The organism is Salmonella sp. 32031103-2018-00083-FB-01-SM-01 (genome assembly GCF_017571995.1).
In the GTDB taxonomy this organism is placed as follows: domain Bacteria; phylum Pseudomonadota; class Gammaproteobacteria; order Enterobacterales; family Enterobacteriaceae; genus Salmonella; species Salmonella enterica.
On the sequence record NZ_JAGEQL010000001.1, the window covers coordinates 1,058,549 to 1,083,436 of the forward strand.

Here is a 24,888-nt window from a genome sequence, read left to right on the forward strand (position 1 = left end):
TTACTCCTTAGCTGCGGCCAGCCAGCGCGATAAACGCTGCGCAAAGGCGGCCTGGCTTTCCAGTAACTCATCACCCGTCACAAGCGGCGTCGGGCGCGCAATAACGATGCAGGGAATGCCCGCATCCAGACAGGGCTGAACTTTTTCCTGATATCCCCCCTCCGCGCCGGACGCTTTGGTAATGACCACGTCGGCCCGGCACTGGTGGTAAAACGCGGCGTTAAAATCAGCGCTGAACGGCCCACACAATGCGAAAATTTCTCCAACGCCGAACCCCAGTTCGCTGCAGCGTTGAATCACCTCCGCCACGGGCAGTACGCGCGCCAGCAACGTTTTTTCCGCCAGCCCGGCACGCCAGACGGCCAGATCTTTACTGCCGGTCGTCAGTAACACGCGCGGACCAAAACGCTTCGCTATCTCGCAGGCATCGGCAATACTGCGCGCCGTATAGAGAAGCGGATGCGTCAGATTGCTAAGCTGCTCCGGACGCTGATAACGACTTAACAACACGCCTGCCGTTTCACAGGCGCGAAGGAGGTTATGGCTGACCATTTCTGCATAAGGATGCGATGCATCTATTACCCAGCGAGTACGGTTTTCTTTTAGCCAGGCGACCATCTGCCCGTACTCCAGACGACCACAGCGCACCTGTCCTTTAATGTCGCCAGCCAGCGCTTTTCCGGCTGGCGTCGCCACGGATAAGGTGTATGCGACGTTCGCTGCATCCAGTTGTCGGCATAACGCGCGCGCATCGCTGGTGCCGCCCACCACCAGCACATCCCCCTCATTCACAGCGTGTAACCTCGCGGCGTTATCATCAGCCCATCCTGAACATAGGTCGTTTTATTACCGACGATGACCAGACTGGTCATATCTACCGGTTCAAAATCCATATCGCCGAGCGTAGTCAGCCATTTTTCCTCTTTCTTACGTCCGGCGGATTTCACCACGCCAACCAGCGTTTGCGCGCTTTTACTGGCGGCAAGCAGGTCAAACGCGCGCGCCAGATGCCCTTCGCGCCCGCGGCTACGCGGGTTGTAAAAACAGATAACAAAGTCTGCCTCTCCGGCGGCAACGATGCGTTTTTCAATCACCGGCCACGGCGTCAGCAGGTCGCTGAGGCTGATATGACAGAAGTCGTGCATCAGCGGCGCACCCAGCAGCGAGGCGGCTGCGATACTGGCGGTCATCCCCGGAATAAGGCGAACCTCTACATCCAGCTTCTGCTTGCTCACCAGCTCCAGCACCAGTCCCGCCATGCCGTAAATACCGGCGTCGCCACTGCTGATGAGCGCTACGTTATGCCCGGCCTGCGCCAGTTCAATAGCCGCCTGGCAGCGTTCAATTTCCTTACACATGCCGGTCTTGATCACCTGTTTATCGCCGGTAAATGCTTTAACCAGATGGGTATAGGTTTTGTAGCCCACGACGATTTCCGCCGCTTGAAGCGCCTCAATCGCCTCCATCGTCATCATTGCCTGCGAACCGGGGCCAATACCAATTACGCTCAACATCAGTGTGCAACTCCTAAAGTAATAGTGACGCCCTGTTCTCGCAGGGTCTCGCCTAACAATTGTCCCTGGCTTAATAACCACGCAGCCGGGCCGGATACGCTGCCAACGCCCACCGTTTTTCTGACGAAGCCAGAACCGGGAAAATGGTGTTCGAATTCGCGCAACGCTTCGGCGGTAAAGGTTTTAAAAGGCACGCGGCAGCAGGAGGCGAGCTGAATAAGCCCCGGTTCCCCTTTTTTGAGCGTGACGCTGCCAATCGCTTTTAACGCCAGCGGATCGAGTTTCTGCGCTTCAAGCTGGCGCGCCAGTAATGTCGCTAACAGGGGAAATGGCGTATTGCGGCGACAGCCAATTCCCGCCACCACACGCTGGGGCACCAGTTTCCAGTGCCGTACTGGAAGCTCAGGGAGGTCATTACGCAAAGAGACGCAGATAAGCGCATCCAGCTCAGGCAACCGCTGCAAATCATCAACAGGGATAAAACCGCGAATATCGCACTGGCCGATCTCTTCCGTTAGTTCGGCATCCCACCATAACCCCACCCGTTGATGACTGACCAACATCTGGTTAACGGTTTTTACCGCCGTGTGAAGATCGGTCATACGGGCGTTAAGCTGGAAAGCTAAGGTGTCCAACGCGGACATCTCATTGACATCCGTTGCCGTGGTAATCACCGGATCGGCGCCTAACATTCCTGCCAGGTAGCGCGTCAAGGCATTGGCCCCTCCCGCATGACCGGAAAGCAGGCTAATGACATGCTGACCACGTTCATCAATGACGACCACCGCCGGATCGCTGAACTTGTCGTTCACTAACGGCGCCAGGACACGAACGGCAATGCCGGTCGCGCCAATAAAAATAAGCGCGGTATAAGTGGTAAAAGCCTGCCGGGCGGTATTAGCGAATCCGCCATCGAAGGGAATAAATCCCTCTTCCCGCAGTTTTTCACTGGTAAAGCAGGTTAACGGCAGCATCGCGGCGAGTCTCTTTGCCAGCGCCACGCCGCCGGGCGTCAGGCAAAACAACGCAATGGATTCAGGCTTTACGGTATTCATGGCTAAAGTCCGTTGCATAGAGTCTTGAGTAGTGATACTCCTTACCCAGAAAATTCCCGACCAGGATTAGCGCCGTCTTACGGATGCCAGCATCACGTACTTTGTCGCTAATATCCGCTAATGTGCCGCGAACGGTATGACTTTCCGGCCAGGTAGCCTTATAGATCACTGCGACAGGCGTAGTTGCCGGATAACCGCCGGCAATGAGACGTTCCGCCACCCGATGAATACGCTGAACGGAAAGATAAATCGCCATCGACGTCTGGTGACTGGCGAACGCCTCCAGTTGTTCGCGCGCCGGTACTGGCGTGCGCCCTTCCAGACGGGTAATAATGAGACTCTGCGATACCTCCGGTACGGTATATTCCACACCCAGCTCCGCCGCAGCGCCGAGAAACGCGCTGACGCCAGGCACTACCTGCCAGTCGATACCACGGCGGGTTAACTCTTCGCCTTGCTCACGCACGGAGCCGTACAGCGAGACATCGCCCGTTTGCAACCGCACCACCGTTTTTCCCGCTTTCACGCCCGCAGCCATCAGCTCGATAATCTGCTCAAGATGCAGTTCGGCGCTATCGTAGCGTTCTGCCTGCGCGGGGCAGTAATCCAGCAGTTCGGTATTGATCAGCGAACCGGCATAGATAACTACCTGCGCCTGTTGCAGCAGGCGGTAGCCTTTAAGCGTGATCAGCTCGCGATCGCCCGGCCCGGCGCCGACGAACCATACACAGCGTGGATCAAATGTCTCTGACATGGTTTTCTTCCTTCTGACAGGCGATAACAAAAACAGGATTGTTCGGTTTGAAATAGTGTCCCGCCCCCAGCGGCGTTAACGATGAAAGCTGAAGCTGTACACAGTCCATTCGACATGCGCCGATGTGCGCAAGATGCGCCAGCGCGCTATGAAGGTTTTCCTGCAAGATAAAGGTCATCACCAGACGGCCACCGGGATGCAGATGGCCCATCGCCCAGTCAATCAGCGCCGTCAGATGCCCGCCGCTGCCGCCCATAAACACCGCATCGGCTTTCCCGGTTATGGTCATTGGCGCTTCGCCGGGGAGAATATCGATATTGCCGCAGGCAAAGCGCTGACGATTTTCATCAAGCAGCCGTAGCGCGGCAGGATTACGCTCGATAGCCGTCACCTGCAACGAAGGAAATTGCAGCGCCGCTTCAATTGAGACGCTTCCCGTTCCCGCCCCGACGTCAATCAGGTGACTGGCGCGGTGGAGCTCAAGTTTCGACAGCGCCAGCGCCCGTACCGCCTCTTTGGTCATCGGTACGTTCTCGCCGCGCAGAAAAAGCTCATCTTTCATCCAGGATCACCACTGCATTCATTTCATAGTCGGCGTTGACCGCACTGACGGGTAGCCAGTGGATCCGCTCATTTTCCATCGCCAGATTTTCACCAATCACCATTAAGCGATGCCCTTTGCCGCGCGCGACCAGTTCCCGCGCGATTTCTCGCGGCCCGCAGCGGGCATCCGTGACCATCGCCACTTTGCGATGGTTCGCTAACTGATCGAAGCTGACGCAACGACCGTGGCTACTGGTCAACCACATGTCATTCATATCAATTCCAGCCTGTGCGCACAGATACTGTACGGCGCTGATGCCAGGGATAATGCGAACCTGTTCGATACCAAAATGCGCCACCAGGCGTGTACCGATGCCATAAAACAGCGGATCGCCGGAGGCCAGCACCACGATCCCTTTATCCCAACGGGCGGCAATCCAGGACAATAACGCGCCAATATCCGCGCCCAGCGTAAATCGTTCGCCGCCAAACGCCGGAAACTGCGCCAAATGGCGTTTACCGCCTGCCAGCGCATCGGCGTGGTCTATCGCTTCCAGCGCCGCAGGCGTCATCAAATGCCGTCCAGCGGGCCCCATACCCACGACCGTTAGCATTGCAGCTCCTTAGCAATCTCGTCGACGGGACGATTACTGCCGAGAATATGGTTATCAAAAGAAAACAGGATGGCGTCGCAGACAGGCGGCGTTTTGGTAAAACGCAGCATCTGCATGACTCGCAAACAAATACGCCTGGCAAGATGGTTATAGATATGCCCGAAGCCATATGCTTCAATGTGCTCCATTGCCGCTTCGGTGGTATCGCAATCGCTGACCAGGGTGAGTAACTCCAGCGGCGCACCCAGTAAAGCTAAATGCGCGACCAGCGTTTCCATGCGCGCATCGGCAATATGGCTATGGGTATGAAAGATCCCGGCGGCGATTTTGATCAATTTTCCAGGATGCCCCACCAGCACTATCTGGCAAAATCCCAGCCGTACCGCCTCTTCAATCATGTAGCCGACAAAATTGCTCATGGTGACGACCGTCTGTGTGTCGACGCCCATTTGTTCGCGAACAAACCGTTCGCCGTGGTTGCCCGGCACGAGTATCACCCGCGTTAATCCTGACGCCCGTTTGATCTCCAGTTCCAGCGATAGCGAGCGTTTCCAGCTTTCTTCCGACATCGGCGTCACAATGCCGGTAGTGCCAATAATGGAAATGCCGCCAAGAATGCCAAGCCGCGAGTTATACGTTTTTTGCGCCCGCGCTTCGCCTTCCGGGGCAAAAATCTCCACATCGGCCCCACGCGCCGGGCCTATCGCTTCGCGCACCGCTGACTCAATGGTATGGCGCGGCGTACGATTGATGGCGGCGCTCCCGAGCGGCAGTCCAATCCCTTTACGCGTTACCGTACCAATACCTTCGCCGCCAGTGAGCGTAATCTCACCGCTGTCGTTGAGCGTAACACGGGCAAAAATTAGCATTCCGTGCGTGGCGTCCACATCATCGCCGCCATCTTTACGAATTGCGGCTATCGCCTGCTGTCCTTCAATGTGCGGCGACTCCACGTTCAGGCATAGCGTGACGCCCGACGGCGTGACGATGGAGACCTGATGAATCAGATGTTGACGCAATACCATCAGCGCGGCGACTTTTGCCGCCGCCGTCGCGCAGGAACCGGTGGTATATCCTTTACGTAACGCTTTACCGTGGTGCCAGACCGGCGTGTCAAAAGAAAGCTCGCTCATCAGGCCTCCCTGAGGTGATAGAGCAGCGCATTGACGATAGCGGCAGCCACGTTACTGCCGCCTTTACGCCCTAACGCGGCAACTGCGGGGAAATGGCTATGGGTGAGCGCCTCTTTGGACTCCGCCGCGCCGACAAAGCCTACCGGTACGCCCACCACGCCGCTCACCGTCACGTTATGTTCAAGCAAACGGAACAGGGCCGTCGGCGCATTACCGAAAACAAAGAGCTTGTTTTTCTCCTCCTCGGCGATAGCGATATCGACGGCGGCCATTGAACGGGTAATCCCCTGCGTTTGTGCGGCGCGCACCACGCGCGGATCGCTGATATAACAGCGACACTCGCCGCCAAACGTCGCCAGTAATCTTTTATTAATGCCGGACAGCGCCATCGTGGTATCGGTATAAATAATGCACGGTTGGCGTAGCGCATCACAAAGCTGCTCCAGCGCATCGGCAGAGAACCACAAAATGTCCAGCCAGTCGAAATCGGCGGTGGTATGAATAACCCGCTTGATAATGGCCTCATGGAGCGGACTGGCGAAACGGTAATCAGGACGCGTTTCGCGAATAATGTCGCTAATAATGGTGAAACTGTTGGCCTCAATGGTTTGGGGCTGCTGGATATAATGCATACTGTCGTCCTCAGGCCACGCCAGATAACCCGCACCGCGCTACAATAAACAGCGCCAGCGCCAGGGTTGAAGCGACCCACATCAATCGAATCGTTCGGGAAATATCGTCCACGGAAATATCGCGCTGCGCGTCGCCGATCCAGGGCTTGTCCACACGCTCGCCAAAGTAGTTATTTGGGCCGCCGAGCTGGATACCTAAGGCGCCGGCCACACACGCTTCCGACCAGGCGCAATTTGGGCTACTGTGGTTATAACGGTCACGCCAGCCAATACGCAGCGCCCGCCAACCACTCAGGCGACACAGTCCTGCCGCAATGCCCAGCAACAGCCAGCTCAGGCGGGCGGGAAGATAGTTCGCTACGTCGTCCATACGGGCGCTGACCATACCAATCGCCCAGTATTTTTCATGTTTGTAGCCCACCATTGAATCCAGGGTATTGACGGCTTTGTAGGCCATCGCCAGCGGCGCGCCGCCGAGAAAGAGGAAAAAGAGCGGCGCGATAATGCCGTCAACGGTGTTTTCTGCAACCGTTTCCACCACGGCGCGATTGATCTGCGCTGGCTGAAGTTGCGACGTATCGCGCCCGACGATCCAGGAGAGTTTTATTCGGCTTTCCGCAAGGTCGTTCTCCCGCAACGGTCGCTCAACCTCCTGCGCGGCGCGGGCCAGAGAGCGTCCGGCCAGCGTGGTAAAGATCATCCAGACTTCGACGCTCCAGCCAAACCAGGGGTGAATCCGCTGCGCCAGCGCCAGTACGCCCCATGCCACGCCCCAGGTCGCCCCGACAACCACAACCCACATTACGCCGCCGCCAATCCGCAGCGCTTTATCGCCGGGACAATAGCGACGCACAATACGCTGCACAAACGTGATTAAACGGCCTATCCAGCGTACCGGATGGGGCCAGTGTTGAGGGTCGCCGATGATAAAATCCAGCACCCAGGCGATACACCAGGCAAGGATCGTCATAATATGCGCCTCGCCGCCGCCAGCCAGTGCTGCAACATTTCCGGACGCTGGGCGAAATGGACGTGCAGATAGCTGGCAAACGTGTTGCCTGTCTGCCAGCCGCCGGTCCATTCCTGTAACACGCGACCATCGCGAACCTTACGACAGGCCATAACGGCGGGTGTTTCGGGGATAAAATCTGAGTAGTGAAATTCATGGCCGCGCACTATCTCACCAGGCACCGCCAATAGCGTTGGCTGCATAGCCTGCGCCTCACAGTAACCAAAGCGGGTAAGTCGCTTACCCATTTTGCTGTGACCGGGGATAATATTCGCCATCTGATGAATTTCCCCGCCGCTATCCTCCAGAGTGCTCCCCAAATACATCAGACCGCCACACTCCGCGTAAATCGCCACGCCGCGCTGATGCGCCGCCCGCAAATGTTTTAACATCGCCGTATTTGCCGCCAGCTCTGCGGCGTATAATTCGGGATATCCACCGCCCAGCCAGATCATCTGACAATCAGGCAATACGCGGTCATGCAGTGGGCTAAAACGCACAATGTTAACGCCGGCACGCTCCAGCAAATCGATGTTATCGGGGTAATAAAAGTTAAAGGCTTCATCATCCGCCAGAGCAAGCGTCAGCCCTGCCCCCGCTGTGTTATCGGGGCGTTCAGGCCACATTCCCGCCGGAAGCGCTGATAACACGCTCAGCGAGAGTAACGCATCCACATCCACTGTTTGTTCCAGCGTGGCGGCAAAATCATGCCATGATTGCTGATTGACGAGGGATTCTCTGGCGGTAATCAACCCCAGGTGGCGTTCAGGTAATGCGACGCCGTCGCAAGGAGGGACATACCCCAGTACAGGCAGTGAGCAATAATGTTCAATGGCATTTTTGAGGAGCTGATAGTGGGCGTCGCTAGTGACGCGATTCACAATCACGCCCGCGAGGTTGAGGGTCGGGTCGAAGTGCTGAAATCCCATAACGGTAGCCGCAAGCGACGTTGAAACAGCCTTGCCGTCCACCAGTAGGATGACCGGGCAACCAAGCTGTTTCGCCATTGCGGCTGTGCTGCAATAATTGGGGTCGACGCCATAGCCGTCATACAGCCCCATGACCCCTTCAATGACGGCGATATCCGCCTGCCGCATTTGTTCGCAAAATAAGGCGTTGAGAACAGGAGGAGGAAGCATGAAACTGTCAAGATTACGGGACGCCACGCCACAGATAGCGGTATGCCAGCCGGTATCAAGGTAATCTGGCCCAACTTTAAACGGCTGTACGCGCAGCGCGCGTTTTTGCAGCAGCCTCAACAAACCAAGCGTCACCGTGGTTTTGCCGCAACCGCTTCCTGTGCCTGCAAGAATAAATGCGTGATGCCTTGCCGCCATTACCCTGATCCTGTTCAGGGTGGTAGGGGTATACAGGTACGCGCATGTTCAGTCTTTCGACTGTACGCGTCTTCGCAACCCACTTCCCACCGAAGTTGTTGGTTATCACCGACAGGCAGGTCTTCTGGCTTAGCGTCCTCCTCGCCCGTCCTTCCCAATCTTGCGATCAGTGGTCTTTACGGGGTCGTCAGCATCACAGCAGCGGGGGCTGCGGGGGATTTTCACCCCCTTCCCTACCACAAATGTGGCAAACCTGTTGGTTTACGTTATGGCTGTACGGCACACCCATAACGGCAATTAATAATGTGCTACGTTTTACATTTCTGTGAGCAATAACCTGAGCGGTTGCTCATCTGACGTTAATCTACTCATCCTTACCGGTATATTGACGATAAAACGTATCGACAAAGCGTAATAAAACTTATCTTTCCTGACACTGTACTTCATCACAAAAATAAAAACTGGTGCAGTTTATGCCCTAAATTTTATTATTTTGTTGCGCTATGACAATTTATTGTTACACCAGATAAATTTTCTTTCTGAAATGATTAAGATACAAAACACTATCAAAAATCGGCAATAGCAAAATATTGCTATTCATAACGATGGAGGATGAGAATTCTCATTTATCTGCTGGCGATAAGCCTGCGGCGTAACCTGATAGGTCTGGCGGAAGACTTTACAAAAATAGCTGGTTTGCGAAAAGCCTAAATTACGCGCAATACTGGCAATACTCCAGTCACTATGGCAAAGCAATTCTCTGGCGCTAACCATTCTCTGGCGGTTCACCCACGCATTAAATCCGATTCCCTGATATTTCTTGAATAGCTTACTGAAGTAATAGGGGCTGAGATAGACATGTGAGGCGACATCCTCAAGACGAAGATCGTCGGACAAATGCGCATCAATATAGCGAAGCGCTTTTTTCATTTTACTGTCATGCGGAGTGGGACCACGAGCGGCTTTATTTGCCTCCGATTGCTGCGGATTGTCTTTGATAACCACGAAATTGAGCTGTTTTTTCAGGCAATTCTCAACAATCAGTTTAAGGAGATCGGCGGAAGCGATAACGCGTGAATAGTCCATCTCTGGCACATTCCGAAATTCATTCAAGAGCTCAGGGTCAGCCTGCCAGCGATCGTCGACATTAAGAATGTTTACCAGCTCCACGTCATTACTTAAACGAACCTGCCCGCATAAAACAAAGCCAACTAAATGCCCTGCGATTACCAGCGGAATAGAAAAATCCGTTAGACCGGCATGACAACGATAAATACAGGGTTGATCGGACTTCGATGCCTCCAGTCCCCCGCAGCGATCGCTCATACGACAACGTGTACTATGCTGGGGATGCTGCCGCATCAACTGACAAAACGGCGTGAAATTGAATAGCTCAGATATTTCATCACCATGAATATTGACAACCACAACCGCCAGACCGGTGGCTTGTGCAAAATCCTGTGCGATTTTATTAATGAGTTCTGAGTTCAGAGCGCTCGCAGAAATCATGATAAAACCCCTCAGTTAATTTATTGTTATAAACAAAACACATTATTTACATTCACTTTTTATTAGCATTATCCTGGCCCTGATAAAAAGTACAATGACAATATCAAAAGTCTCCCATTGCTGGGAGACGTTTTGATCAGTTCGTGAAAGCAGATCACGAAATTATCTCACCTGTTTTTACGATACATCATTGCTGTGAATCTGGTTCGCATTTTCTTACAGTTCACAGCGGTTACAAGGTAAATTCTTACCAATAAAATAGCGATATATGGCTGCTCCGGCACAGGCGCCGATAACAGGCGCGACAATCGGCACGATAAAATAAGGGATCTCTCGCCCACCGCTCATCGCCATGTTCCCCCACCCCGCTAACCATGTGAACAGTTTGGGACCGAAATCACGCGCCGGGTTCATTGCAAAACCGGTAAGGGGTCCAGTAGACGCGCCGATAACGGCAACCAATATCCCAATAAGCAAAGGCGCAAGCGGCCCTTTAGGAATGCCATTGCCATCATCCGTCAATGCCATGATCATGCCCATCAGAATCGACGTAATGACCACTTCCACCAACGCAGCCTGCCATACATTTAGCGCTGCGGCCGGATAGGTACTGAAAATGCTGGCTAATTGCAAACTTTCGACGCTACCGCGCACCATATGATGCGCAGTCTCAAATTCAGTAAAAAGGCTACTATAAAGCACATACGCCAGCAGAGCGCCGCCAAAAGCGCCGGCAAACTGGGCAATAATATAAGGCAATACTTTCTGTTTGGGAAAGCAGGCAAACAGCCACAGCGCAATCGTCACCGCAGGGTTAAGATGTCCGCCGGAGATTCCGGCCGTAAGGTAAACGGCCAGTGAAATTCCAAGCCCCCAAATAATGCAAATCTCCCATAATCCGAGGCTGGCGCCTGCGACTTTGAGCGCACTCAAACAACCGATACCAAAAAACAAAAAGAGTCCGGTGCCTAAAAATTCCGCACCACATTGCGCCTTTAGAGAATCATTCATGTGACACCTTCTGAGCAAAGTTCGTGTCCTGGCCAGCGCAAGTTTCGGCTGGCAGTAGAGTACAGCTAACCTCACTATAAAAAGTGCCGCCTGTAAATTGTTGGCAACCTGCGGACCTGTCTCCCGGAAAAATCGTGTTGCGATAGCAAAATTTTGCTTTTCCGATATTTTTATCAGCCCATCACACGGGAAATTTGAGCTATAAAATACGCCTGTGGAAATAATAAAATATTGCACAAGCCAACTTATCAATTTCGAATAAGCATCACATTTTGCGTCTTTCGCCATATCAAATAAAAATACTCTCGTCACTAACAAAAATGTAAAAATGAAATAATAAAAACAAAATAATCATATAGACAATAATAAATTAAATGTAATTTATCAATAAGTTATAAAAATAAAAGGCAATTTAATCATATTGCTTTCCCATTATTTTCTGATGTTCAATAGCAAGTCAGCCATTCTTTTTCCTCGCATCTTCTTATAGTCCCCACTATCGGAACACTCCATGCGAGGTCTTTATGCAACAAGAAGCACTAGGAATGGTAGAAACCAAAGGCTTAACCGCAGCCATAGAGGCCGCTGATGCAATGGTTAAGTCAGCCAATGTGATGTTAGTGGGCTATGAAAAGATTGGCTCCGGGCTGGTAACCGTCATCGTGCGCGGCGATGTTGGCGCGGTCAAAGCGGCCACCGATGCAGGTGCCGCAGCCGCACGCAACGTGGGTGAAGTGAAAGCCGTACACGTCATCCCACGCCCTCACACCGATGTAGAAAAAATCTTACCGAAGGGAATTAGCCAATGAGCAGCAATGAGCTGGTGGAACAGATCATGGCGCAGGTGATTGCCCGTGTGGCAACGCCGGAACAACAGGCCATCCCTGGTCAACCCCAACCTATACGAGAGACGGCTATGGCAGAAAAAAGCTGCAGTTTAACGGAATTTGTCGGGACCGCCATTGGCGATACCCTGGGCCTGGTTATCGCCAACGTCGATACCGCCCTGCTGGACGCGATGAAGCTTGAGAAGCGCTATCGTTCCATCGGCATTCTCGGCGCCCGCACCGGCGCAGGCCCGCACATTATGGCGGCGGACGAAGCGGTGAAAGCCACCAACACCGAAGTGGTCAGCATTGAGCTGCCGCGCGATACCAAAGGCGGAGCGGGCCACGGTTCGCTGATTATTTTAGGCGGTAACGATGTATCCGACGTCAAGCGCGGTATCGAAGTCGCGCTGAAAGAGCTGGACCGCACCTTCGGTGATGTTTACGGCAACGAAGCCGGGCATATCGAGCTGCAGTACACCGCTCGCGCCAGCTACGCGCTGGAAAAAGCGTTCGGCGCGCCGATTGGCCGTGCCTGCGGCGTCATTGTCGGCGCTCCGGCTTCCGTCGGCGTACTGATGGCCGATACCGCCCTGAAGTCAGCCAACGTTGAAGTCGTGGCGTACAGCTCTCCGGCGCACGGCACCAGCTTTAGTAACGAAGCCATTCTGGTGATTTCCGGCGACTCCGGCGCGGTCCGTCAGGCGGTGACCTCCGCCCGCGAAATCGGCAAAACCGTCCTTGCGACCCTCGGTTCTGAACCGAAAAACGATCGCCCGTCCTACATCTGATACCCACGAGGCTGATTCATGAGATCGAAAAGATTTGAAGCACTGGCGAAACGCCCTGTGAATCAGGACGGCTTTGTTAAGGAGTGGATCGAAGAAGGCTTTATCGCAATGGAAAGCCCGAACGACCCGAAACCGTCGATTAAAATCGTTAACGGCGCGGTGACCGAGCTGGACGGAAAACCGGTTAGCGAATTCGACCTGATCGACCACTTTATCGCCCGCTACGGCATCAACCTGAACCGCGCCGAAGAAGTGATGGCGATGGATTCGGTCAAGCTGGCTAACATGCTGTGCGATCCGAATGTCAAGCGCAGCGAAATCGTTCCGCTGACCACCGCCATGACCCCAGCGAAAATTGTTGAAGTGGTTTCGCATATGAACGTGGTTGAGATGATGATGGCGATGCAGAAAATGCGCGCCCGCCGCACGCCATCTCAGCAGGCGCACGTCACCAACGTTAAAGACAACCCTGTGCAAATTGCCGCCGATGCCGCCGAAGGCGCATGGCGCGGGTTTGACGAACAAGAAACCACGGTTGCGGTAGCGCGCTATGCGCCGTTCAACGCCATCGCGCTGCTGGTTGGTTCTCAGGTTGGTCGTCCGGGTGTACTGACTCAGTGCTCGCTGGAAGAAGCCACCGAGCTGAAGCTCGGCATGCTGGGCCACACCTGCTACGCCGAAACCATCTCCGTTTACGGCACCGAGCCGGTCTTCACCGATGGTGACGATACCCCATGGTCGAAGGGCTTCTTAGCCTCTTCCTACGCCTCTCGCGGCCTGAAAATGCGCTTCACCTCCGGCTCCGGCTCAGAAGTGCAGATGGGCTACGCCGAAGGCAAATCCATGCTGTATCTGGAAGCGCGCTGCATCTATATCACCAAAGCCGCGGGCGTTCAGGGGCTGCAAAACGGCTCCGTAAGCTGCATCGGCGTACCGTCTGCCGTGCCGTCAGGCATTCGTGCCGTGCTGGCGGAAAACCTGATCTGCTCGTCACTGGATCTGGAATGCGCCTCCAGTAACGACCAGACCTTCACCCACTCCGATATGCGTCGTACCGCGCGCCTGCTGATGCAGTTCCTGCCGGGTACCGACTTTATCTCCTCCGGTTATTCCGCGGTGCCGAACTACGACAACATGTTCGCCGGTTCCAACGAAGATGCGGAAGACTTTGACGACTACAACGTTATCCAGCGTGACCTGAAAGTGGACGGCGGTCTGCGTCCGGTTCGCGAAGAGGACGTTATCGCCATCCGTAACAAAGCCGCCCGCGCGCTGCAGGCCGTGTTTGCCGGAATGGGACTACCGCCGATTACCGATGAAGAAGTTGAAGCCGCGACCTACGCCCACGGTTCGAAAGATATGCCGGAGCGTAACATCGTCGAAGACATCAAGTTCGCCCAGGAAATCATCAATAAAAACCGCAACGGTCTGGAAGTCGTTAAAGCGCTGGCGCAGGGCGGGTTTACCGACGTGGCCCAGGACATGCTCAACATCCAGAAAGCCAAGCTAACCGGCGACTATTTGCACACCTCCGCCATTATCGTCGGCGACGGACAAGTGCTCTCTGCGGTTAATGACGTCAATGACTATGCCGGTCCGGCAACAGGTTATCGCCTGCAGGGAGAACGCTGGGAAGAGATTAAAAACATCCCTGGCGCTCTTGATCCCAACGAGATTGATTAAGGGGTGAGAAATGGAAATTAATGAAAAATTGCTGCGCCAGATAATTGAAGACGTGCTCCGCGATATGAAGGGCAGCGATAAACCCGTCTCGTTTAATGCGCCTGCGGCATCCACAGCACCACAGACCGCTGCGCCTGCGGGCGACGGCTTTCTGACCGAAGTGGGCGAAGCGCGCCAGGGCACTCAGCAGGACGAAGTCATTATCGCCGTCGGCCCGGCATTTGGCCTGGCGCAAACCGTCAATATCGTGGGCTTACCGCATAAGAGCATTCTGCGCGAAGTCATTGCCGGTATTGAAGAAGAAGGCATCAAGGCGCGCGTGATTCGCTGCTTTAAATCTTCCGACGTGGCGTTCGTCGCCGTGGAAGGTAACCGCCTGAGCGGCTCCGGCATCTCCATCGGCATCCAGTCGAAAGGTACTACGGTTATCCACCAGCAGGGGCTACCGCCGCTCTCTAACCTGGAGCTGTTCCCGCAGGCGCCGCTGCTGACGCTGGAAACCTACCGTCAGATTGGTAAAAACGCCGCCCGTTATGCGAAACGCGAATCACCGCAGCCGGTCCCTACGCTCAATGACCAGATGGCACGCCCGAAGTACCAGGCAAAGTCGGCCATTTTGCACATTAAAGAGACCAAGTACGTCGTGACGGGCAAAAACCCGCAGGAACTGCGCGTGGCGCTTTGATAAAGGATAACTCCATGAATACCGACGCAATTGAATCGATGGTTCGGGACGTATTGAGCCGCATGAACAGCCTGCAGGGCGATGCGCCAGAAGCGGCTCCTGCGGCAGGCGGCACGTCCCGCAGCGCAAAGGTCAGCGACTACCCGCTGGCGAACAAACACCCGGAATGGGTGAAAACCGCCACCAATAAAACGCTGGACGACTTTACGCTGGAAAACGTGCTGAGCAATAAAGTCACCGCTCAGGATATGCGTATTACCCCGGAAACCCTGCGCTTACAGGCGTCTATCGCCAAAGATGCGGGCCGCGACCGGCTGGCGATGAACTTCGAACGCGCCGCCGAACTGACCGCGGTACCGGACGATCGCATTCTTGAAATCTACAACGCCCTTCGTCCGTATCGTTCAACGAAAGAAGAGCTGTTCGCTATCGCCGACGATCTCGAAAACCGTTATCAGGCAAAGATTTGCGCAGCTTTCGTTCGTGAAGCGGCAGGGCTGTACGTTGAGCGTAAAAAACTCAAAGGCGACGATTAATTACAGGGGTATGTGATGCGATATATAGCTGGCATTGATATCGGTAACTCATCAACGGAAGTCGCGCTGGCGCGGCAAGATGAGACTGGCGCGCTGACAATCACCCACAGCGCGCTGGCGGAAACGACCGGGATCAAAGGCACGTTGCGTAACGTGTTCGGCATTCAGGAAGCGCTCGCCCTCGTCGCAAAGCGCGCGGGGATCAATGTCAGCGATATTTCGCTCATCCGCATTAACGAAGCCACGCCGGTGATTGGCGATGTGGCGATGGAAACCATTACCGAAACCATCATCACCGAATCGACAATGATCGGCCATAACCCAAAAACGCCGGGGGGAGTAGGCCTTGGTGTGGGTATCACGATTACGCCGGAGGAGCTGTTAACCCGCCCTGCGGACTCGTCCTATATTCTGGTGGTATCGTCAGCCTTTGATTTTGCCGATATCGCCAATGTTATCAACGCCTCAATGCGCGCCGGATACCAGATTACCGGCGTCATTTTGCAGCGCGACGATGGCGTACTGGTCAGCAACCGGCTGGAAAAATCGCTGCCGATCGTTGACGAAGTTCTGTACATCGACCGCATTCCGCTGGGGATGCTGGCGGCGATTGAAGTCGCCGTGCCGGGGAAGGTTATCGAGACCCTCTCCAACCCTTACGGCATCGCCACCGTATTCAACCTCAACGCCGATGAGACGAAAAACATCGTCCCGATGGCGCGCGCGCTGATCGGCAACCGTTCCGCCGTGGTGGTTAAAACGCCATCCGGCGACGTCAAAGCTCGTGCGATACCCGCCGGTAACCTGGAGCTGCAGGCTCAGGGTCGTACCGTGCGCGTGGATGTCGCCGCCGGTGCCGAAGCTATCATGAAAGCGGTGGACGGCTGCGGCAAGCTCGACAACGTCACCGGCGAGGCCGGGACCAATATCGGCGGCATGCTGGAGCACGTGCGCCAGACCATGGCCGAGCTAACCAATAAACCCAGCAGCGAGATTTTCATTCAGGATCTTCTGGCCGTTGACACCTCGGTTCCGGTGAGCGTCACCGGCGGTCTGGCCGGGGAGTTCTCGCTGGAGCAGGCCGTCGGCATCGCCTCGATGGTGAAATCAGACCGTCTGCAAATGGCAATGATTGCCCGCCAAATCGAACAGAAGCTTAATATCGACGTGCAGATCGGCGGCGCTGAGGCTGAAGCCGCCATTCTGGGCGCGCTGACCACGCCGGGTACCACCCGACCGCTGGCGATCCTCGACCTCGGCGCGGGCTCCACCGATGCCTCCATCATCAACCCTAAAGGCGAAATCATCGCCACCCATCTCGCCGGGGCAGGCGACATGGTCACGATGATTATTGCCCGCGAACTGGGGCTGGAAGACCGCTATCTGGCGGAAGAGATCAAAAAATACCCGCTGGCTAAGGTCGAAAGCCTGTTCCACTTACGCCACGAGGACGGCAGCGTCCAGTTCTTCCCGACGCCGCTGCCTCCCGCCGTGTTCGCCCGCGTCTGCGTGGTGAAACCGGACGAACTGGTGCCGCTTCCCGGCGACTTAGCGCTGGAAAAAGTGCGCGCCATTCGCCGCAGCGCTAAAGAACGCGTCTTTGTCACCAACGCCCTGCGCGCGCTGCGTCAGGTCAGTCCAACCGGCAACATTCGCGATATTCCGTTCGTGGTGCTGGTCGGCGGCTCGTCGCTGGATTTCGAAGTACCTCAGCTGGTCACCGATGCGCTGGCGCACTACCGCCTGGTCGCCGGGCGAGGAAATATTCGCGGCAGCGAAGGCCCAAGAAACGCGGTGGCCACCGGCCTGATTCTCTCCTGGCACAAGGAATTTGCACATGGACAGTAATCACAGCGCCCCGGCTATCGTCATTACCGTTATCAGCGACTGCGCCAGCCTCTGGCACGAAGTGCTGCTGGGTATCGAAGAGGAAGGCATCCCTTTCCTGCTTCAGCGTCACCCGGCTGGAGATGTCGTTGACAGCGCCTGGCAGGCGGCGCGCAGCTCGCCGCTGCTGGTCGGCATTGCCTGCGATCGACACTCGCTGGTCGTGCATTACAAGAATTTACCCGCATCGGCGCCGCTTTTTACGCTGATGCATCATCAGGACAGTCAGGCCCATCGCAATACCGGTAATAACGCGGCACGGCTGGTCAAAGGGATCCCTTTCCGGGATCTGAATAGCTAAGCAACAGGAGAACTGCAGTATGAATAACGCACTGGGACTGGTTGAAACAAAAGGGCTGGTCGGCGCCATTGAAGCCGCCGATGCAATGGTTAAATCCGCCAACGTACAGCTGGTGGGCTACGAAAAAATTGGTTCTGGCCTGGTTACCGTCATGGTTCGCGGCGATGTCGGCGCGGTTAAAGCAGCCGTAGATGCCGGCAGCGCGGCGGCAAGCGTCGTGGGTGAAGTGAAATCCTGCCACGTTATCCCGCGTCCGCACAGTGATGTTGAGGCCATTTTACCGAAATCAGCCTAATCGATGGCGAATAAGGAGCACCGCGTGAAGCAATCACTGGGATTACTTGAAGTTTGTGGTCTGGCACTGGCTATCAGCTGCGCCGATATCATGGCGAAATCCGCTTCTATCACGCTGCTCGCCCTCGAAAAGACCAATGGTTCAGGCTGGATGGTGATTAAAATTACCGGTGATGTGGCCTCCGTGCAGGCGGCCATCACCACCGGTGCGCATTTCGCCGAACAGCGGAATGGCCTGGTGGCCCACAAGGTTATCGCCAGGCCCGGAGAAGGGATCCTGCTCGCAGAGACACCCCCCCCCTCCGTCATTGAACCTGAGCCTGAAGCGTCAGAGATGGCCGATGTCGTTTCTGAAGCGCCAGCAGAAGAGGCCCCGCAGGAATCAGAACTGGTCAGCTGCAATCTGTGTCTGGATCCAAAATGTCCGCGCCAGAAGGGCGAACCTCGTACGCTTTGCATCCATTCCGGCAAGCGAGGTGAAGCGTAATGGATAAAGAGCTTCTGCAATCAACGGTCAGTAAAGTTCTTGATGAGATGCGCCTGCGGCCTATCCCGCTGGGCGTCTCAAACCGTCATATCCACCTGTCCGCACAGGATTATGAGCGGCTGTTTCCCGGCCATCCCATCAGCGAGAAAAAAGCGCTGCTGCAGCCGGGACAATACGCCGCGGAGCAAACCATCACCCTGGTGGGACCGAAAGGGCAGCTCAAAAATGTGCGCCTGCTCGGTCCGCTGCGCTCGGTAAGCCAGGTGGAAATTTCGCGTACCGATGCGAGAACGCTGGGGATTGCCGCGCCGCTGAGAATGTCCGGCAACCTGAAGGGGACGCCGGGCATCCGCCTGGTCAGCCCCTTTGCCGAACTGGAGCTACCTTCCGGGGTTATCGTCGCGCAGCGGCATATCCATATGTCGCCGCTTGATGCGCTGATCCTGCGGGTTTCCCACGGCGATAGGGTTTCAGTGGCGATTGAAGGCGACGAGCGCGGGCTGATTTTCAACAACGTGGCGATTCGCGTTTCACCGGACATGCGCCTCGAAATGCACATTGATACCGATGAAGCCAACGCCGCTGGTGCCGATAACCCGCAGGCCTTTGCCCGGCTGGTAGGCCCGCGATGAACGGCGAAACCCTGCAGCGCATTGTCGAGGAGATTGTCTCCCGGCTGCATCGCCGTGCCCAGAGCACGGCGACGCTGAGCGTTACGCAACTTCGCGATGCCGACTGTCCAGCACTGTTCTGTCAGCACGCGTCGCTGCGCATCCTGCTCGTCGACCTGCCGCTGCTGAGTCAGCTTGCGGATGCAGAAACCGACGATGCCGCCGCCCGGAAAATTCACGACGCGCTGGCGTTCGGCATCCGCGTACAGCTCAGCCTGCACAGCCAGCTGCTGCCGGTTATCCCGGTAAAAAAACTGGCTCGTCTGCCGCTGGTATTCACCGACGAGCACGGACTGCCGCTGGTTCTGCATGCGGGTTCGGTGCTGAGCTATCGCGATGTCGCGCTGCTAAGCCGGGGGCGTGTGGTTGTCCACCGCAAATGCATCGTGACCGCCATGGCGCGTGACGCGGCCAATGCGCGGAATATTCAATTAATTAAGCAGGAGTAAATCATGCATCTGGCACGAGTCACGGGCGCGGTTGTCTCCACGCAAAAATCACCTTCTTTGATTGGGAAAAAGCTGCTGCTGGTGCGTCGGGTCAGCGCCGATGGCGAACTCCCCGCCTCGCCTACCTCCGGCGATGAAGTGGCCGTGGACTCCGTCGGCGCAGGCGTCGGCGAACTGGTTTTGCTCAGCGGCGGCTCCAGCGCCAGGCACGTTTTTTCCGGGCCAAATGAGGCCATCGACCTCGCCGTTGTCGGCATTGTAGATACGCTTTCGCGTTAAGGGGCGGTTATGGCGATTTATACCCGAACAGGTGACGCTGGCACCACATCACTGTTTACCGGCCAGCGGGTGAGCAAAACCCACCCGCGGGTTGAAGCCTACGGCACGCTGGATGAGCTGAACGCCGCGCTGAGCCTGTGCGCCTGCGCCGCTGCGGATGAAAATCACCGCACCTTACTCGAGGCCATCCAGCAGCAACTTTTTTGGTTTAGCGCAGAGCTGGCCAGCGACAGCGAGCAGCCGTCACCCAAACAGCGCTACATCAGCAGCGAAGAGATTTCGGCTCTGGAAGCCGCTATCGATCGGGCAATGGCCCGCGTCGAACCGCTGCACAGCTTTATTTTACCCGGACGCTGCGAAGCCGCGAGCCGCTTACATTTTGCCCGCACGCTGGCGCGCCGCGCCGAACGCCGTCTGGTTGAACTGGCAACTGAAGTCAACGTACGCCAGGTGCTGATGCGCTACATCAACCGCTTATCGGACTGCCTGTACGCCCTGGCCCGCGCGGAAGATAGCGATGCGCACCAGGCCAACATCATCCGTGAAGTTAGCAAGCGCTATCTGGCTGCCTGCCAGCCGCCCCACAGCAAGGAGACGACGCCAGTGGCCCTCTCATTCCACGATCTGCACCAGCTCACCCGCGCCGCCGTTGAACGCGCGCAGCAACTGCAGGTTCCGGTAGTCGTCAGCATCGTTGACGCGCACGGCACGGAAACTGTGACCTGGCGGATGCCGGACGCCCTGCTGGTCAGCAGCGAGCTGGCGCCGAAAAAGGCCTGGACCGCAGTGGCGATGAAAACGGCGACCCATGAGCTGAGCGATGTCGTTCAGCCGGGCGCCGCGCTTTACGGTCTGGAAAGTCATTTACAGGGAAAAGTGGTCACCTTTGGCGGCGGTTACGCCCTATGGCGCGACGGCATATTAATTGGAGGTCTTGGCATCAGCGGCGGCAGCGTTGAGCAGGACATGGACATAGCACAGACCGCCATCGCGGCTATTAACGTGGGAACACATCAATGAATACTTCTGAACTCGAAACCCTGATTCGCACCATTCTTAGCGAGCAATTAACCACGCCAGCGCAAACACCGGCCCAGCCTCAGGACAAAGGGATTTTCCAGTCCGTGAGCGAGGCCATCGATGCCGCGCATCAGGCGTTCTTACGTTATCAGCAGTGTCCGCTGAAAACCCGCAGCGCTATCATCAGCGCGATGCGTCAGGAACTGACGCCGCTGCTGGCTGCTCTGGCAGAGGAGAGCGCCAATGAAACGGGAATGGGCAACAAAGAAGATAAATTCCTCAAAAACAAGGCTGCGCTGGACAACACGCCGGGCGTAGAAGATCTCACCACCACCGCGCTGACCGGTGACGGCGGCATGGTACTCTTTGAATACTCGCCGTTTGGCGTCATCGGTTCAGTCGCCCCAAGCACCAACCCGACGGAAACCATCATCAATAACAGCATCAGCATGTTGGCGGCGGGCAACAGTATCTACTTTAGCCCGCATCCGGGCGCGAAAAAGGTCTCTCTGAAGCTGATTAGCCTGATTGAAGAGATTGCCTTCCGCTGCTGCGGCATCCGCAATCTGGTGGTGACTGTAGCTGAACCCACCTTCGAAGCGACCCAGCAGATGATGGCCCACCCGCGAATCGCGGTACTGGCTATTACCGGCGGCCCCGGCATTGTGGCAATGGGCATGAAGAGCGGTAAGAAGGTGATTGGCGCTGGCGCGGGTAACCCGCCCTGCATCGTCGATGAAACAGCGGACCTGGTGAAAGCGGCGGAAGATATCATCAACGGCGCTTCATTCGATTACAACCTGCCCTGCATTGCCGAGAAGAGCCTGATCGTAGTGGAGAGCGTCGCCGAACGTCTGGTGCAGCAAATGCAAACCTTCGGTGCGCTGCTGCTAAGCCCTGCCGATACCGACAAACTCCGCGCCGTCTGCCTGCCTGAAGGCCAGGCGAATAAAAAACTGGTCGGCAAGAGCCCATCGGCCATGCTGGAAGCCGCCGGGATCGCTGTCCCTGCAAAAGCGCCGCGTCTGCTGATTGCCGTTGTCAACGCCGACGATCCGTGGGTCACCAGCGAACAGCTGATGCCGATGCTGCCGGTGGTAAAAGTCAGCGATTTCGATAGCGCGCTGGCGCTGGCCCTGAAGGTTGAAGAGGGGCTGCATCATACCGCCATTATGCACTCGCAGAACGTGTCGCGCCTGAACCTCGCGGCCCGCACGCTGCAAACCTCGATATTCGTCAAAAACGGCCCCTCCTATGCCGGGATCGGCGTCGGCGGCGAAGGCTTTACCACCTTTACTATTGCCACACCAACCGGTGAAGGGACCACGTCAGCGCGTACTTTTGCCCGCTCCCGGCGCTGCGTACTGACCAACGGCTTTTCTATTCGCTAACCGAGGTCGCGATGAATACCTTCTCACTACAAACGCGGTTGTACAGCGGTCAGGGCAGCCTGGCGGTGCTCAAGCGCTTTACCAATAAGCACATCTGGATAATCTGCGATGGCTTTCTGGCGCGCTCGCCGCTACTGGATACCCTGCGTAACGCGCTGCCCGCAGATAACCGCATCAGCGTCTTTAGCGAGATAACGCCGGACCCCACCATCCATACCGTGGTGCAGGGCATTGCGCAAATGCAGGCTCTGCAACCGCAGGTGGTGATCGGTTTTGGCGGCGGCTCGGCAATGGACGCGGCGAAAGCGATTGTCTGGTTTAGCCAGCAAAGCGGCATCAATATCGAAACCTGCGTGGCGATCCCGACCACCAGCGGCACCGGCTCGGAAGTGACCAGCGCCTGCGTAATTAGCGACCCGGATAAAGGCATCAAGTACCCGCTGTTCAACAATGCGCTGTATCCGGATATGGCGATCCTCGACCCGGAGCTGGTGGTCAGCGTACCGCCGCAGATTACCGCCAACACCGGCATGGACGTGCTGACCCACGCCCTGGAGGCCTGGGTGTCACCACACGCCAGCGACTTTACCGACGCGCTAGCGGAAAAGGCTGCCAAACTGGTGTTCCAGTATCTGCCCACGGCGGTGGAAAAAGGCGACTGCGTGGCGACGCGCGGGAAAATGCACAATGCCTCAACGCTCGCCGGGATGGCCTTCAGCCAGGCGGGGCTGGGGCTTAACCACGCGATAGCCCACCAGCTTGGCGGACAGTTTCATCTGCCGCACGGGCTGGCCAATGCGCTGCTGCTCACGGCGGTGATCCGTTTTAACGCCGGAGTTCCACGCGCCGCCAAACGCTACGCGCGGATGGCCAAAGCCTGCGGTTTTTGCCCGGCAGAAGCCAATGATATCGCGGCAATCAATGCGCTGATTCAGCAAATCGAACTGCTTAAGCAACGCTGCGCCCTTCCCTCACTGGCCGTTGCGCTTAAAGAAGGAAGATCCGACTTTTCCGCACGCATTCCGGCGATGGTGCAGGCTGCGCTGGCTGACGTTACGCTGCGCACTAACCCGCGCCCGGCCAATGCCGAGGAAATTCGTGAACTGCTGGAGGAACTGCTATGAGTACCGCCGTCAACGTCGTTGAAATGTCTTATAGCGCTGATGAAATTCGCGAGCGCGTCCGCGCAGCGGGCGTTGTCGGCGCGGGCGGCGCAGGTTTTCCCGCTCACGTCAAACTACAGGCGCAGGTAGAGATTTTTCTGGTGAACGCCGCCGAGTGTGAACCGATGCTCAAAGTTGACCAGCAACTGATGTGGCAGCAGGCCGCGCGTCTTGTTCGCGGCGTGCAGTACGCGATGACGGCAACCGGCGCGCGCGAAGGGGTGATAGCCCTGAAAGAAAAATACCGCCGGGCCATCGACGCGCTCACCCCGCAGCTGCCAGCCGGTATCCGCCTGCATATCCTGCCGGATGTTTATCCTGCGGGCGATGAGGTGCTGACTATCTGGATGGCAACCGGCCGCCGGGTCGCCCCGGCTGCGCTACCGGCCAGCGTCGGCGTGGTCGTCAATAACGTGCAAACGGTGCTGAATATTGCCCGGGCGGTCGAGCAGCAGTTTCCGGTCACTCGTCGCACGTTGACCGTAAACGGCGCGGTCGCCAGACCGTTGACCGTTACCGTTCCTGTCGGCATGTCACTGCATGAAGTGCTGGCGCTGGCGGGCGGCGCAACGGTCGACGACCCTGGTTTTATTAACGGCGGCCCGATGATGGGTGGCCTGATTACCTCTCTTGATAACCCGGTGACGAAAACTACCGGCGGCCTGCTGGTGCTCCCCAAAAGCCATCCGCTTATCCAGCGGAGAATGCAGGACGAGCGCACGGTGCTTTCCGTCGCGCGCACCGTCTGCGAGCAGTGCCGACTGTGTACCGATCTCTGCCCACGGCATCTGATCGGCCACGAACTCTCCCCGCACCTGCTGGTGCGGGCGTTGAACTTTCACCAGGCCGCCACGCCGCAGCTGCTGCTGAGCGCCCTTACCTGCTCGGAATGCAACATTTGCGAAAGCGTGGCCTGCCCGGTGGGGATCTCGCCGATGCGCATCAACCGCATGTTAAAACGCGAGCTGCGGGCGCAAAACCAGCGCTACGTAGGGCCGCTGAACCCGGCCGACGAGATGGCGAAATATCGCCTGGTGCCGGTGAAGCGGCTGATCGCCAAACTGGGACTAAGTCCCTGGTACCAGGAGGCACCGCTGGTGGAAGAAGAGCCGTCAGTAGAAAAAGTCACTTTGCAGCTGCGCCAGCATATTGGTGCCAGCGCAGTACCGACTGTTGCCGTCGGCGAGCGCGTGACGCGCGGACAGTGCGTTGCCGATGTCCCGCCTGGCGCGCTCGGCACCCCCATTCACGCCAGCATCGACGGCATTGTTTCGGCCATCAGCGAACAGGCCATCACGGTTGTAAGAGGTTAA

The 24,888-nt window shown here is 56.5% G+C and carries 28 protein-coding genes and 1 riboswitch; of the genes, 16 read left to right on the forward strand and 12 right to left on the reverse strand.

All coding sequences use genetic code 11. The features are described from left to right. The 12 genes from J4614_RS05355 to pduF all read right to left on the reverse strand — a co-directional run bounded on the left by J4614_RS05355 (position 1) and on the right by pduF (position 11,111). Positions 1-792, reverse strand: a complete 792-nt coding sequence (locus tag J4614_RS05355; RefSeq protein ID WP_001001974.1) for a cobalt-precorrin-6A reductase — start codon at positions 790-792, stop codon at positions 1-3. Beyond that, on the reverse strand, positions 789-1,514 hold the full coding sequence (locus J4614_RS05360) for a precorrin-3B C(17)-methyltransferase (protein ID WP_000953642.1): 726 nt from the start codon (positions 1,512-1,514) through the stop codon (positions 789-791). Before J4614_RS05360 ends, J4614_RS05355 begins: the two co-directional genes overlap by 4 nt. After that, positions 1,514-2,569: a cobalt-precorrin 5A hydrolase gene (gene cbiG, locus J4614_RS05365; RefSeq protein ID WP_031567894.1), complete on the reverse strand. Its 1,056-nt coding sequence runs from the start codon at positions 2,567-2,569 to the stop codon at positions 1,514-1,516. Before cbiG ends, J4614_RS05360 begins: the two co-directional genes overlap by 1 nt. Continuing rightward, positions 2,550-3,323 carry a cobalt-precorrin-4 methyltransferase gene (locus J4614_RS05370; protein WP_031567892.1) on the reverse strand — a complete coding sequence of 258 codons (774 nt, stop codon included), beginning with the start codon at positions 3,321-3,323 and terminating at the stop codon, positions 2,550-2,552. Before J4614_RS05370 ends, cbiG begins: the two co-directional genes overlap by 20 nt. Next, the gene (locus J4614_RS05375) at positions 3,307-3,885 is read right to left on the reverse strand and encodes a decarboxylating cobalt-precorrin-6B (C(15))-methyltransferase (protein ID WP_000650985.1); all 579 of its coding nucleotides are present in this window, start codon (positions 3,883-3,885) and stop codon (positions 3,307-3,309) included. Before J4614_RS05375 ends, J4614_RS05370 begins: the two co-directional genes overlap by 17 nt. Then, positions 3,875-4,480, reverse strand: coding sequence for a cobalt-precorrin-7 (C(5))-methyltransferase (locus tag J4614_RS05380; protein WP_000958838.1), 606 nt, complete (start codon positions 4,478-4,480; stop codon positions 3,875-3,877). The genes J4614_RS05375 and J4614_RS05380 overlap by 11 nt, the downstream gene beginning before the upstream one ends. Continuing rightward, entirely contained in the window at positions 4,474-5,613 is a 1,140-nt protein-coding gene (gene cbiD, locus J4614_RS05385) for a cobalt-precorrin-5B (C(1))-methyltransferase CbiD (RefSeq protein WP_094888488.1), read from the reverse strand. The genes J4614_RS05380 and cbiD overlap by 7 nt, the downstream gene beginning before the upstream one ends. Next, on the reverse strand, positions 5,613-6,245 hold the full coding sequence (locus tag J4614_RS05390) for a cobalt-precorrin-8 methylmutase (protein ID WP_023226673.1): 633 nt from the start codon (positions 6,243-6,245) through the stop codon (positions 5,613-5,615). The genes cbiD and J4614_RS05390 overlap by 1 nt, the downstream gene beginning before the upstream one ends. 10 nt (positions 6,246-6,255) lie before the next feature. Beyond that, entirely contained in the window at positions 6,256-7,215 is a 960-nt protein-coding gene (cbiB, locus tag J4614_RS05395) for an adenosylcobinamide-phosphate synthase CbiB (protein ID WP_023214780.1), read from the reverse strand. After that, positions 7,212-8,591 (reverse strand): cobyrinate a,c-diamide synthase, encoded by a 1,380-nt coding sequence (locus J4614_RS05400; protein WP_000741260.1) that lies wholly within the window; start codon positions 8,589-8,591, stop codon positions 7,212-7,214. The genes cbiB and J4614_RS05400 overlap by 4 nt, the downstream gene beginning before the upstream one ends. A gap of 96 nt (positions 8,592-8,687) precedes the next feature. After that, a riboswitch (cobalamin riboswitch) is annotated at positions 8,688-8,863 on the reverse strand. A 325-nt stretch (positions 8,864-9,188) separates the two neighbouring features. Beyond that, positions 9,189-10,100, reverse strand: a complete 912-nt coding sequence (gene pocR / locus J4614_RS05405; protein WP_000622323.1) for a regulatory protein PocR — start codon at positions 10,098-10,100, stop codon at positions 9,189-9,191. Positions 10,101-10,316: 216 nt separating this feature from the next. Further along, on the reverse strand, positions 10,317-11,111 hold the full coding sequence (gene pduF / locus J4614_RS05410; RefSeq protein ID WP_001000023.1) for a propanediol diffusion facilitator PduF: 795 nt from the start codon (positions 11,109-11,111) through the stop codon (positions 10,317-10,319). Between the two features lie 524 nt (positions 11,112-11,635). Between pduF and pduA the strand changes: the two genes are divergently transcribed. The 16 genes from pduA to pduS are packed head-to-tail and all read left to right on the forward strand — an operon-like array spanning position 11,636 to position 24,888. Continuing rightward, positions 11,636-11,920 (forward strand): propanediol utilization microcompartment protein PduA, encoded by a 285-nt coding sequence (gene pduA / locus J4614_RS05415; RefSeq protein WP_001183618.1) that lies wholly within the window; start codon positions 11,636-11,638, stop codon positions 11,918-11,920. Next, entirely contained in the window at positions 11,917-12,729 is an 813-nt protein-coding gene (pduB, locus tag J4614_RS05420; RefSeq protein WP_000097500.1) for a propanediol utilization microcompartment protein PduB, read from the forward strand. The genes pduA and pduB overlap by 4 nt, the downstream gene beginning before the upstream one ends. An 18-nt stretch (positions 12,730-12,747) precedes the next feature. Then, entirely contained in the window at positions 12,748-14,412 is a 1,665-nt protein-coding gene (gene pduC, locus J4614_RS05425; protein WP_001256896.1) for a propanediol dehydratase large subunit PduC, read from the forward strand. Between the two features lie 10 nt (positions 14,413-14,422). Beyond that, a complete protein-coding gene (pduD, locus tag J4614_RS05430; RefSeq protein ID WP_000405048.1) occupies positions 14,423-15,097 on the forward strand; it encodes a propanediol dehydratase medium subunit PduD in 675 nt (224 codons plus the stop codon). A 14-nt stretch (positions 15,098-15,111) separates the two neighbouring features. Further along, entirely contained in the window at positions 15,112-15,633 is a 522-nt protein-coding gene (pduE, locus tag J4614_RS05435; protein ID WP_094888487.1) for a propanediol dehydratase small subunit PduE, read from the forward strand. Between the two features lie 15 nt (positions 15,634-15,648). Then, positions 15,649-17,481 carry a propanediol dehydratase reactivase alpha subunit PduG gene (pduG, locus tag J4614_RS05440; RefSeq protein ID WP_094888486.1) on the forward strand — a complete coding sequence of 611 codons (1,833 nt, stop codon included), beginning with the start codon at positions 15,649-15,651 and terminating at the stop codon, positions 17,479-17,481. Then, positions 17,471-17,821, forward strand: a complete 351-nt coding sequence (pduH, locus tag J4614_RS05445) for a propanediol dehydratase reactivase beta subunit PduH (protein ID WP_069721378.1) — start codon at positions 17,471-17,473, stop codon at positions 17,819-17,821. The genes pduG and pduH overlap by 11 nt, the downstream gene beginning before the upstream one ends. A gap of 19 nt (positions 17,822-17,840) precedes the next feature. Further along, complete coding sequence (gene pduJ / locus J4614_RS05450) at positions 17,841-18,116, forward strand: propanediol utilization microcompartment protein PduJ (protein ID WP_001057755.1); 276 nt, start codon at positions 17,841-17,843, stop codon at positions 18,114-18,116. A gap of 3 nt (positions 18,117-18,119) precedes the next feature. Further along, positions 18,120-18,602, forward strand: coding sequence for a propanediol utilization microcompartment protein PduK (gene pduK, locus J4614_RS05455; RefSeq protein WP_001284384.1), 483 nt, complete (start codon positions 18,120-18,122; stop codon positions 18,600-18,602). Next, complete coding sequence (locus tag J4614_RS05460) at positions 18,602-19,234, forward strand: phosphate propanoyltransferase (RefSeq protein WP_000356725.1); 633 nt, start codon at positions 18,602-18,604, stop codon at positions 19,232-19,234. The genes pduK and J4614_RS05460 overlap by 1 nt, the downstream gene beginning before the upstream one ends. Next, on the forward strand, positions 19,231-19,722 hold the full coding sequence (gene pduM, locus J4614_RS05465) for a propanediol utilization microcompartment protein PduM (protein ID WP_001012960.1): 492 nt from the start codon (positions 19,231-19,233) through the stop codon (positions 19,720-19,722). The genes J4614_RS05460 and pduM overlap by 4 nt, the downstream gene beginning before the upstream one ends. 3 nt (positions 19,723-19,725) lie before the next feature. Next, the gene (gene pduN / locus J4614_RS05470; RefSeq protein WP_000549825.1) at positions 19,726-20,001 is read left to right on the forward strand and encodes a propanediol utilization microcompartment protein PduN; all 276 of its coding nucleotides are present in this window, start codon (positions 19,726-19,728) and stop codon (positions 19,999-20,001) included. A 9-nt stretch (positions 20,002-20,010) separates the two neighbouring features. Then, positions 20,011-21,021, forward strand: coding sequence for a two-domain cob(I)yrinic acid a,c-diamide adenosyltransferase PduO (gene pduO, locus J4614_RS05475; protein WP_001029484.1), 1,011 nt, complete (start codon positions 20,011-20,013; stop codon positions 21,019-21,021). Next, complete coding sequence (gene pduP / locus J4614_RS05480) at positions 21,018-22,412, forward strand: CoA-acylating propionaldehyde dehydrogenase PduP (RefSeq protein ID WP_094888485.1); 1,395 nt, start codon at positions 21,018-21,020, stop codon at positions 22,410-22,412. Before pduO ends, pduP begins: the two co-directional genes overlap by 4 nt. A gap of 11 nt (positions 22,413-22,423) precedes the next feature. Then, complete coding sequence (pduQ, locus tag J4614_RS05485; RefSeq protein ID WP_001091452.1) at positions 22,424-23,536, forward strand: 1-propanol dehydrogenase PduQ; 1,113 nt, start codon at positions 22,424-22,426, stop codon at positions 23,534-23,536. Beyond that, the gene (gene pduS / locus J4614_RS05490; protein WP_094888484.1) at positions 23,533-24,888 is read left to right on the forward strand and encodes a cobalamin reductase PduS; all 1,356 of its coding nucleotides are present in this window, start codon (positions 23,533-23,535) and stop codon (positions 24,886-24,888) included. The genes pduQ and pduS overlap by 4 nt, the downstream gene beginning before the upstream one ends.